This is a genomic window from Pseudomonas sp. 05N434, assembly GCF_056396965.1.
The window spans coordinates 1-10,402 of record NZ_JBFTMK010000136.1; the positions used below are offsets into that span (position 1 = coordinate 1).

The window sequence follows — 10,402 nt, forward strand, 5'->3', positions numbered from 1 at the left end:
GCCACACCGAGCGCCGGGTCCCACACGTAGGTGGCGTCGATGTCACCGCGCTTCCATGCCGCGATGATCGCTGGCGGCGCGAGGTTGAGCACGGTGACTTTCGACGGGTCGATGTTCCAGTGTTTCAGCGCTGCAAGCAGGCTGTAGTGGCCGGTGGAGACGAACGGTACGGCGACTTTCTTGCCGATCAGGTCTTGCGGGGTCTTGATCCCGGACCCGTCGCGCGCGACCAAGGCTTCGGCGGCGCCGATCTGGGTGGCGATGAGGAAGGTTTCCACCGGGACTTTGCGGGTGATTGCCGCCGTCAGGGGGCTGGAGCCGAGATAGCCGATCTGCACATCACCGGAAGCGATGGCGGCGATGATGTCGGCGCCGCTATCGAATTTGCGCCAGTCGATACTGGCTTCGGTGGCTTTTTCGTAGGCGCCGTCGGCTTGGGCGACTTTGGCCGGGTCAACGGTGGTCTGGTAGGCGACGGTCACGTCTGCCGCCTGAGCCAGGAAGCTCGCCGCAGCCAACGACGCGGCCACCAGGAGGCGAAGGGGGGAAATCAGTTTCATGGGGAAGCTCCTTTTCAGACGACCGGGAGTCGGCGTGAAAAAGAGACTAAATGATATAAGAAACTTAAAATAAATAACTTTTTAGAATTAGCATATGAGCGGAAAATTCTAAGGGAGAATAGTCGTGTATTGCTCTTGTGGCGAGGGAGCTTGCTCCCGCTGGACCGGGCTGGCGCTCCAGGCCGAAGGACTCTCAAAAAAAGCGAAGGTGTTGTGCCACGAACGCGCCAGCTCTTCAAACCTGGTCTGTTCTTCGCCTGAAAGCGGCTCGCTGCGGAAAAACTCCGCATGCACYTGGCTTTGGCGCAAGGAGAACTGGGCGAAGCTTTCCTTGTGCTCGGCCATCGCTGCCAGCACCTGGGCCGATGGCGTCAGGGACGAGTCCTGGAACTTGGCCATTTGGGCGTCCAGCGCCTTGCTGTGGGCATCGCCGCCATGGCTCTGATCCAGCAGCGCCGCCAGTGGCGCAATCTTCTCCAGCAATTCGCCGGCCCATTCCTTCATGTCCACCGCTTGCCCGTCGCGTTGCAGCTGCAGGCCCGGACGACGACCTTCCTTGACCACGCTGAGGAAGTTCGACGTTGCGTTACCGCAGCTGGTACTGGTCAACAGCGGGCTGTCGTTCAGCGCGCAGTACAGCAGGAATGCGTCGAGGAACCGTGATTCGGTGAGGTCGATGCCCATCGGCAGGAACGGGTTGATGTCCAGGCAGCGGACTTCGACGTACTGGATGCCACGGGCCACCAGCGCCTGAATCGGCCGTTCGCCGGTGTAGGTCACGCGCTTGGGGCGGATGTTGGAGTAGTACTCGTTTTCGATCTGCAGGATGTTGGTGTTGAGCTGAACCCACTCACCGTCCTTGTGCGTACCCACCTCGACGTACGCTGGATACGGTGTAGCCACCGCTTTGCGCAGGCTGTCGGTGTAGCTGGTCAGGTCGTTGTAGCACGGCGTCAGACCGGCCTGGGCGTTGCTCTGGTAACCCAGATCGCTCATGCGCAGGCTGGTGGCGTACGGCAGGTACAAGGTGTCCGGATCCAGTTGTTCCAGTTGATGCGAGCGACCGCGCAGGAAACCGGCGTCCAGCGCAGGGGACGCGCCGAAAAGGTACATCAGCAGCCAGCTGTAGCGACGGAAGTTGCGGATCAGCGCGATGTAGGCTGACGACTGATAATCGCGGTCGGTGCCGACAAAGCCTTCGGCCTCTTTGAGCAGCGGCCAGAGCTTTTCCGGCAGGGAAAAGTTGTAGTGGATCCCGGCGATGCACTGCATGGTCTTGCCGTAACGCAGGGCCAGGCCCTTGCGATAGACGTACTTGAGCTGACCGATGTTGGAGGTGCCGTAATAGGCGATCGGGATGTCTTCCTCGGCCGGCAACGGGCACGGCATCGACGGACTCCACAGGTACTCGTCGCCGAGTTTGCTGTAGGCAAACCGGTGAATCTTGTCCAGGCTCGCCAGCGTATCCGCCGGGTCTGGCAGGGCCGGCGTGATGAACTCCAGCAGCGACTCGGAGTAGTCAGTGGTGATTTGTTCGTTGGTCAGCGCGGAACCCAATGCTTCGGGGTGCGGCGTTTGCGCCAGGCGCCCTTCGCCTGTCACGCGCAGGCATTCACGTTCGATGCCGTGAAGGCACTGTTCGAGCAGAGAGAGGTTAGCGCGCTCGCCGAGCAGAGCCAGGCGGCGGTTGAGAAGTTCGCTCAAGTTGGATTCCTTCACGCGTCAGTCGCCCCAATATGGGGGTGGGCAAGACGGTCTACAAGGGTGAAGTTGAAACTGGCGTTTTCGCCTGGTTCTTGAGCCATACAGGCCCGTATTGAAAGGCCAACTTCAATCCTTGAATCTGGCAGACACGAGCGAAGGAAACTCCGACGCTGTAGTCACAGCGCCGAAATTAACTCAAATTGATGATTGGGGGCTACAGGACAGCGAACGTGCCTTGTGCTTTTGCGACCAGTTTGTCGCCTTGCATCACATCGGCCTCGACGACAAGCGTGCGACGGCCCGGGTGGATCACCCTGGCCGTGCACATCACTTCACCGTCGGCGACGGCGCGGATGTAGTTGATCTTGCACTCGATGGTCGCGCTTTGCTGGTCAAAGCCGTGGGTGCTGGAGCAGGCCAGCCCCATGGCAATGTCCACCAGACTGAACAAAGCCCCGCCGTGCAGCTTGCCGCCGCGATTGCGCAACTGTGGCTCCAGCGCCAGGGCGACTTGCGCCACCCCGGTGTCCAGGCTGTGCAAGCGACACCCCAGCAGCTTGAAAAATGCGCTTTCGGTCAAGCCGGCCGGGATCTCCATCAACGTTTCTTCAACTGCTTGGCGTTGGCGAACAGCGACGCCATGGCGTTGTTGGTCGGAGCCGCTGCCGGGGTTTCCTTGCGCGGCGCGGTGTTCTGGGACTGGCGCGGAGCCGACCCCGGACGTGCACCACGGGCACCGTCGATCTTCTCGCCCGGGGTGTCGCTCATGCGCATCGACAGGCCGACGCGTTTGCGCGGGATATCGACTTCCATGACCTTCACCTTGACCACATCACCGGCCTTCACCGCTTCGCGTGGATCCTTGATGAACTTCTCCGACAGCGCGGAAATGTGCACCAGACCGTCCTGATGCACGCCGATGTCGACGAAGGCACCGAAGTTGGTCACGTTGGTGACCACGCCTTCGAGGATCATGCCCAGTTGCAGGTCCTTGAGGTCTTCGACGCCGTCCTGGAACTCGGCGGTCTTGAACTCGGGACGCGGGTCGCGGCCAGGTTTTTCCAGCTCTTGCAGAATGTCGGTGACCGTCGGCAGGCCGAACGTTTCGTCGGTGTACTTCTTCGGGTCCAGGCGCTTGAGGAACGCGGCGTCGCCGATCAGCGAGCGAATGTCGCGGTCGGTTTCAGCGGCAATGCGCTGCACCAGCGGATAGGCTTCCGGGTGAACCGCCGACGAATCCAGCGGGTTGTCGCCATTCATTACGCGCAGGAAGCCGGCGGCCTGTTCGAAGGTTTTTTCACCCAGTCGGGCGACTTTCTTCAATGCCGCACGGGTTTTGAACGCGCCGTGTTCGTCACGGTGGGCAACAATGTTCTGCGCCAGGGTCGCGTTGAGGCCGGAGATGCGCGCCAGCAGCGCCACGGAGGCGGTATTCACGTCCACGCCCACGGCGTTCACGCAGTCTTCGACCACTGCGTCCAGGCCGCGCGCCAGTTTCAGCTGCGACACGTCGTGCTGGTATTGGCCAACGCCGATGGATTTCGGATCGATTTTCACCAGCTCGGCCAGCGGGTCCTGCAAGCGACGAGCGATGGACACCGCGCCACGGATCGACACGTCCAGGTCCGGGAATTCCTTGGAAGCCAGTTCCGAAGCCGAGTACACCGATGCACCGGCCTCGGAGACCATGACTTTGGTCATCTTCATGGCTGGGTATTTTTTGATCAGTTCAGCCGCCAGCTTGTCGGTTTCGCGGCTGGCGGTGCCGTTGCCGATGGCGATCAGGTCCACCGAATGCTTGGCGCACAGGGCGGCGAGCACGGCGAGGGTCTGGTCCCACTTGTTGTGCGGCACGTGCGGGTAAACCGTGGCGTGGTCCAGCAGCTTGCCGGTGGCGTCGACCACGGCGACCTTGCAGCCGGTGCGCAGGCCCGGATCGAGGCCCAGGGTGGCACGCGGGCCGGCCGGCGCGGCCAGCAGCAGGTCGTGCAGGTTGTGGGCGAACACGTTGATCGCTTCGGTTTCCGCGCCGTCGCGCAGCTCGCCCAGCAGATCGGTTTCCAGGTGGGTGTAGAGCTTGACCTTCCAGGTCCAGCGCACCACTTCGCCCAGCCATTTGTCGGCGGCGCGGTTCTGGTTCTGGATGCCGAATTGCTGGCCGATCATGCCTTCGCACGGGTGCATGGTGCCCGGCAGTTCGTCACCAACTTTCAGCGCGGAGCTGAGAATGCCTTCGTTGCGGCCACGGAAAATCGCCAGTGCGCGGTGGGACGGCATGCTTTTCAGCGGTTCGTCGTGTTCGAAGTAGTCGCGGAACTTGGCGCCTTCCTCTTCCTTGCCGGCGATCACGCGGGCACTGAGGGTGGCTTCCTGCTTGAGGTAATTGCGCAGCTTGTCCAGCAGACCGGCGTCTTCGGCGAAGCGCTCCATGAGGATGTACTTGGCGCCTTCGAGGGCGGCCTTCACATCGGCCACGCCTTTTTCGGCGTCGATGAAGCGCGCCGCTTCGGTTTCCGGGTTCAGGGTTGGATCGTTGAACAGGCCGTCGGCCAGTTCGCCGAGGCCGGCTTCCAGGGCGATCTGGCCCTTGGTGCGGCGCTTCTGCTTGTACGGCAGGTACAAGTCTTCGAGGCGGGTCTTGGTGTCGGCGAGCTTGATGTCGCGCTCAAGTGCAGGGGTCAGCTTGCCTTGCTCCTCGATGCTGGCGAGGATGCTGATACGCCGTTCGTCGAGTTCTCGCAGGTAGCGCAGACGCTCTTCCAGATGACGCAGTTGCGTGTCATCGAGGCTGCCGGTCACTTCTTTCCGGTAGCGGGCGATGAAGGGCACCGTGGAGCCTTCATCGAGTAGCGCGACGGCCGCTTCGACCTGTTGTGGGCGGACGCCGAGTTCCTCGGCGATGCGGCTGTTGATGCTGTCCATAAAACCACCTGACAAATTGTGAAAGCAGGCTCGCAGGCGCGGAAATTAGGGCCTTCGCGAGTCTGGTTGAGCGGCCTGGCGAGCGCCGCTACCTGGATCAACAGGCTTGCCGTTGACCCGTGAAATCGAACAATTACTGCCAGCACCATGAAAATAAAAAGTGGTTACCGGCAATAACGATCAGACGTTGCCTGACACAAAAGGCCGCGCATTATAACCAGCGTTGTGTCATTCGGGGGCATTGCAGGCTGTAGGCGAAAAGACTGGTTTTCTGGCGGTGAAGGAAAAATCTGCTAACAATGCACACGGTGCGTATAACGGCAGCTACGCCATAATGCGCGCCGAGATCAAAGGAGCATCCAATGAGCAGCACTGCACAAACTGCTGAAGGCGAAAAAATTCTTATCGTTGACGACGATCCAGGGCTGAGCAGCCTGCTGGAACGCTTTTTCGTCAGCAAGGGCTACCGTGCCCGCGCCGTCCCGAACACCGAGCAAATGGACCGCCTGCTGGCGCGTGAAGTGTTCAACCTGGTCGTCCTCGACCTGATGCTGCCCGGCGAAGACGGCCTGACCGCCTGCCGCCGCCTGCGCACGGCGAACAATCAGATTCCAATCATCATGCTCACCGCCAAGGGCGACGAGCTGAGCCGCATCAAGGGCCTGGAACTGGGCGCCGACGATTACCTGGCCAAGCCGTTCAACCCGGACGAGCTGATGGCCCGGGTCAAAGCGGTGCTGCGGCGCCAGGCAGCACCGGTGCCGGGTGCGCCGGGCAGCGAAGACGAAAGCGTGACCTTCGGTGACTACGAGCTGTCCCTGGCCACCCGCGAACTCAAGCGTGGCGACAAAGTGCACATGCTCACCACCGGTGAGTTCGCGGTGCTCAAGGCGCTGGTCATGAACGCCCGTCAACCGCTGACCCGCGACAAGCTGATGAACCTAGCCCGTGGCCGCGAGTGGGATGCCCTGGAGCGTTCCATCGACGTGCAGATATCCCGTCTGCGCCGGATGATCGAGCCCGATCCGTCCAAACCGCGCTACATCCAGACCGTCTGGGGCGTGGGCTACGTGTTCGTTCCGGATGGCGCCGCCACGAAGTGATCGGTGATTTGTAGGAGCGGGTCCTGCGGGCAACGGGTCGGATGACCTTTCCCGCAGACTCGCGATCCGCAATATGCGAGCATCGCTCGCTCCTGCAAGTGTGTAGCGGTTACCCATGAAAACCCCTGTTTGGTTCCCCCAGAGCTTCTTCTCCCGCACCCTGTGGCTGGTGCTGATCGTCGTCCTGTTCTCCAAGGCGCTGACCCTGGTTTATCTGTTGATGAACGAAGACGTGCTGGTGGATCGCCAATACAGCCACGGCGTCGCCCTGACGCTGCGCGCCTATTGGGCCGCCGATGAAGAGAACCGCGCGAAGATTGCCGATGCCGCGACCCTGATCCGGGTGGTAGGGGCCGGTGTGCCCGAAGGCGAGCAGCACTGGCCGTACAGCGAGATCTACCAGCGACAGATGCAGGCCGAACTGGGTGCCGACACCGAAGTACGATTACGCATGCACTCGCCACCGGCGCTGTGGGTCCGGGCGCCCAGCCTGGGCGATGGCTGGCTGAAAGTGCCGCTGTATCCGCATCCGTTGCGCGGCCAGAAAATCTGGAACGTGCTCGGCTGGTTCCTCGCCATCGGCTTGTTGTCGACCGCTTCGGCGTGGATTTTCGTCAGCCAGCTCAATCAACCGTTGAAACGTCTGGTCTATGCCGCGCGGCAACTCGGTCAGGGCCGCAGCGTGCGTCTGCCGATCAGCGACACGCCGAGTGAAATGACCGAGGTCTATCGCGCCTTCAATCAGATGGCCGAAGACGTCGAACAGGCGGGGCGTGAGCGCGAGCTGATGCTGGCCGGGGTGTCTCACGACCTGCGCACGCCGCTGACCCGTTTGCGGCTGTCCCTGGAACTGATGGGCGATCACAGCGACCTGACGGACGACATGATCCGCGACATCGAAGACATGGACGCGATTCTTGACCAGTTCCTGGCCTTCATTCGCGACGGTCGTGACGAGTTGGTGGAAGAAGTGGACCTGAGCGATCTGGTTCGCGAAGTCGCCGCACCGTACAACCAGAACGAAGAAAAAGTGCACTTGCGCCTGGAGCCGATCCAGCCGTTCCCGTTGCGTCGGGTGTCGATGAAGCGGCTGCTGAACAACCTGATCGGCAATGCGCTGCATCACGCTGGCAGTGGAGTGGAAGTGGCGGCTTATGTGTCCGGGGATACCAGCGCGCCGTATGTGGTGCTGAGTGTCATGGACCGTGGCGCGGGGATTGATCCGTCGGAGCTGGAAGCGATTTTCAACCCGTTCACCCGTGGCGATCGGGCCCGGGGCGGAAAGGGGACGGGGTTGGGGCTGGCGATCGTGAAACGGATCGCCTCGATGCATGGCGGGAATGTCGAGCTGCGCAACCGCTCCGGTGGTGGGCTGGAAGCGCGGGTTCGGTTGCCGCTTGGGTTGATGTTGCCGCGGGATGCGGTTTAAGCGTCGTACACAACCTCTGTGGCGAGGGGGCTTGCTCCCGCTCGGTTGCGCAGCGACCGTGAAATCAGGCAACCGTATTTCAATGCAAAACACGGTTGCCGGTTTCGGGAGTCCTTCGGCCTGGACCTCCAGCCCGGTTCAGCGGGAGCAAGCTCCCTCGCCACAGGGCCTGAGTAAGCTTCACCCTTTACCTTTGGTCCGCGTCATATTTGGCCCGCCATTCTTCTCCAGATGCTCAATGATGATCCCCGCCACGTTCTTCCCGGTGGTGGTTTCAATCCCTTCCAGACCCGGCGACGAGTTCACTTCCATCACCAACGGGCCGTGATTGGAACGCAGGATATCCACACCCGCCACTGCCAAACCCATGACCTTCGCTGCACGCAACGCGGTCATGCGTTCTTCCGGGGTGATCTTGATCAGGCTCGCGCTACCGCCGCGATGCAGGTTGGAGCGAAACTCCCCCGGCTTGGCCTGGCGCTTCATCGCCGCGATCACCTTGTCACCGACCACGAAACAGCGAATGTCCGCGCCGCCGGCTTCCTTGATGTACTCCTGAACCATGATGTTCTGCTTCAGGCCCATGAAGGCCTCGATCACCGACTCCGCTGCCGTCGCCGTTTCACACAGCACCACGCCGATGCCCTGGGTGCCTTCCAGCACTTTGATCACCAGCGGTGCGCCGTTGACCATCTCGATCAAGTCGGGAATGTCATCCGGGGAGTGCGCAAAACCGGTGACCGGCAAACCGATCCCCCGGCGCGACAGCAATTGCAGGGAACGCAGTTTGTCTCGGGAACGGGCGATGGCCACCGACTCGTTGAGCGGAAACACCCCCATCATTTCGAACTGGCGCAGCACCGCGCAGCCATAAAACGTGACCGATGCGCCGATCCGCGGGATCACCGCATCGAAACCCTCCAGCGGTTTGCCACGGTAGTGAATTTGCGGCTTGTGGCTGGCAATGTTCATGTAGGCGCGCAGGGTGTCGATCACCACCATTTCATGGCCACGCTCTACACCGGCTTCGACCAGGCGACGGGTGGAATACAGACGCGGATTCCGCGACAGCACAGCGATCTTCATGCAACACCTGTGGAGAGGGTAGATACCGGGAACACCGGCTTGTCTTGTACATATTTGATGCCCGGATTGACCACCAACTGGCCGTCGATCAGGGCTTTGGAACCGAGTAACAGGCGATAACGCATGGACTTGCGGCAGGCGAGGGTGAACTCGACCCGCCAGACCCGATCACCGAGGGCCAGGGTGGTACTGACCACATAGCGCATCTGCGCGTGGCCGTTGGAGCTTTTAATGGTTTTCATCGTTACCAGCGGTGCTTCGCAGCGCCGGTGCCGCAATTGCACCACCGTGCCCAGGTGCGCGGTGAAGCGCACCCACTGTTCGCCGTCGCGCTCGAACGGCTCGATGTCGGTGGCATGCAGGCTGGAGGTACTGGCGCCGGTGTCGATTTTTGCCCGAAGGCCCGCGACTCCCAAATCCGGGAGCGCCACCCACTCGCGCAGACCGACAACGGTCAAATGGTCAAATGTCTTCAAAAGTGCTCAACCGGCAAAAACCGCTCAGGCCGTGTGCGGCCGAATTCGCGGTATTCACGCAGAATAATGGGTAAAAGGCGACAGATATCTACGGCCCGGATTTTCATCCCTCAAACAGGGGGGAATGCCTGCATTCTAATCCACGGCGTTGTGATTCATGGCACGACAGAAACGGTAGTACAGTTCATCGATATTTCAGAATGAGGACATCCAATGGCACAAAAAAGCGAAGAGGACGACAAGGTTCGTCTCGATAAATGGTTGTGGGCTGCGCGTTTTTATAAAACACGTGCCTTGGCCAAGGCCGCGATTGAAAGCGGCAAGGTGCATTGCCGAGGCGAGCGCTGCAAGCCAGGCAAGGAGCCKAGGATCGGCGACGAGTTTCAGATTCGCACCGGCTTCGAGGAGCGCACGGTGGTGGTCCAGGCGTTGTCGATCGTGCGTCGTGGCGCGCCGGAAGCCCAGGCCCTGTATGCCGAAACCGAAGCCAGCGTTGCCAAGCGCGAAGCGGCGGCGGCCATGCGCAAGGCCGGGGCGTTGGGCGTGAGCACCGACGGCAAACCGAGCAAGAAACAGCGCCGGGATTTGTTCAAGTTTCGCGGCAGCAGCAACGACGAGTAGTGACGGCCGTCGGGCGCAGACTTGTAATCGCCTGCCTGTGCAGCCATATGGGGGATATTCGCCAACGGCGCATTTCGCAGGTGAAAGCACCGCTCGTCGAAAACCGAGGTTTGACCTTGCTTGGAACAACCCCGAATTGTTCATAAAATGCCGCTATGGCTAAGCTCACCCCCAAAAGTGCTGCTACGGCGTGTTTCATTTTTTGTAACCTTTTTTGTCACCACTTCAGATACCCAGACCTATGACCGATCTACCGGATACCGACTACACCCAACGCTTCATCTTCGATGACAGCGACACCCGCGGCGAACTGGTGGCATTGGAGCGTAGCTATGCCGAAGTCCTCGCCAAACACACCTATCCGGAGCCGGTCGCGCAACTGCTGGGCGAGCTGATGGCGGCTGCAGCGTTGCTGGTAGGCACCTTGAAGTTCGATGGCTTGTTGATTCTTCAGGCCCGTTCCGAAGGCCCGGTGCCGATGCTGATGATCGAGTGCTCCAG

The 10,402-nt window shown here is 61.0% G+C and carries 9 protein-coding genes and 1 pseudogene; 4 read left to right on the forward strand and 6 right to left on the reverse strand.

The annotated features are described in order from the left end of the window. The 4 genes and pseudogenes from AC1DLB_RS11305 to AC1DLB_RS11320 form a co-directional block, all read right to left on the reverse strand. On the reverse strand, positions 1–560 hold a 560-nt coding region (locus AC1DLB_RS11305), incomplete at its 3' end, for a taurine ABC transporter substrate-binding protein (protein ID WP_477785015.1). 225 nt (positions 561–785) lie between these two features. Next, positions 786–2,264: pseudogene (gene gshA / locus AC1DLB_RS11310) on the reverse strand (glutamate--cysteine ligase); the annotation flags it as partial. 214 nt (positions 2,265–2,478) lie between these two features. Beyond that, positions 2,479–2,862, reverse strand: a complete 384-nt coding sequence (locus AC1DLB_RS11315) for a PaaI family thioesterase (protein ID WP_018929320.1) — start codon at positions 2,860–2,862, stop codon at positions 2,479–2,481. Beyond that, positions 2,862–5,186, reverse strand: a complete 2,325-nt coding sequence (locus AC1DLB_RS11320) for a Tex family protein (RefSeq protein ID WP_018929319.1) — start codon at positions 5,184–5,186, stop codon at positions 2,862–2,864. The genes AC1DLB_RS11315 and AC1DLB_RS11320 overlap by 1 nt, the downstream gene beginning before the upstream one ends. Before the next feature lie 362 nt (positions 5,187–5,548). On the opposite strand from AC1DLB_RS11320, the gene ompR reads away from it, so the two are divergent. Further along, a complete protein-coding gene (ompR, locus tag AC1DLB_RS11325; RefSeq protein ID WP_007939544.1) occupies positions 5,549–6,289 on the forward strand; it encodes an osmolarity response regulator transcription factor OmpR in 741 nt (246 codons plus the stop codon). A gap of 115 nt (positions 6,290–6,404) precedes the next feature. After that, positions 6,405–7,718 (forward strand): ATP-binding protein, encoded by a 1,314-nt coding sequence (locus AC1DLB_RS11330; protein ID WP_007939543.1) that lies wholly within the window; start codon positions 6,405–6,407, stop codon positions 7,716–7,718. A gap of 180 nt (positions 7,719–7,898) precedes the next feature. Here the strand turns inward: AC1DLB_RS11330 and rimK are convergent, their stop codons facing one another. Then, positions 7,899–8,804 (reverse strand): 30S ribosomal protein S6--L-glutamate ligase, encoded by a 906-nt coding sequence (gene rimK / locus AC1DLB_RS11335; protein WP_018929318.1) that lies wholly within the window; start codon positions 8,802–8,804, stop codon positions 7,899–7,901. Then, positions 8,801–9,280, reverse strand: a complete 480-nt coding sequence (gene rimB, locus AC1DLB_RS11340) for a retropepsin-like aspartic endopeptidase RimB (RefSeq protein WP_018929317.1) — start codon at positions 9,278–9,280, stop codon at positions 8,801–8,803. Before rimB ends, rimK begins: the two co-directional genes overlap by 4 nt. A 213-nt stretch (positions 9,281–9,493) precedes the next feature. Here rimB and AC1DLB_RS11345 point away from each other — a divergent pair, with 213 nt between their 5' ends. Next, complete coding sequence (locus AC1DLB_RS11345) at positions 9,494–9,901, forward strand: RNA-binding S4 domain-containing protein (protein ID WP_064615830.1); 408 nt, start codon at positions 9,494–9,496, stop codon at positions 9,899–9,901. A gap of 241 nt (positions 9,902–10,142) precedes the next feature. Continuing rightward, the coding region (locus tag AC1DLB_RS11350; RefSeq protein WP_477785016.1) for an Hsp33 family molecular chaperone HslO at positions 10,143–10,402 on the forward strand (260 nt) is incomplete at its 3' end.

What these genes read in the sequence shown, in the direction of transcription:
- ompR (WP_007939544.1), top strand. Translation starts at nt 5,549, where the DNA reads ATGAGCAGCACTGCACAAACTGCTGAAGGCGAAAAAATTCTTATCGTT.
- rimK (WP_018929318.1), bottom strand. Translation starts at nt 8,804, where the DNA reads ATGAAGATCGCTGTGCTGTCGCGGAATCCGCGTCTGTATTCCACCCGT.
- AC1DLB_RS11315 (WP_018929320.1), bottom strand. Translation starts at nt 2,862, where the DNA reads ATGGAGATCCCGGCCGGCTTGACCGAAAGCGCATTTTTCAAGCTGCTG.
- AC1DLB_RS11330 (WP_007939543.1), top strand. Translation starts at nt 6,405, where the DNA reads ATGAAAACCCCTGTTTGGTTCCCCCAGAGCTTCTTCTCCCGCACCCTG.
- AC1DLB_RS11320 (WP_018929319.1), bottom strand. Translation starts at nt 5,186, where the DNA reads ATGGACAGCATCAACAGCCGCATCGCCGAGGAACTCGGCGTCCGCCCA.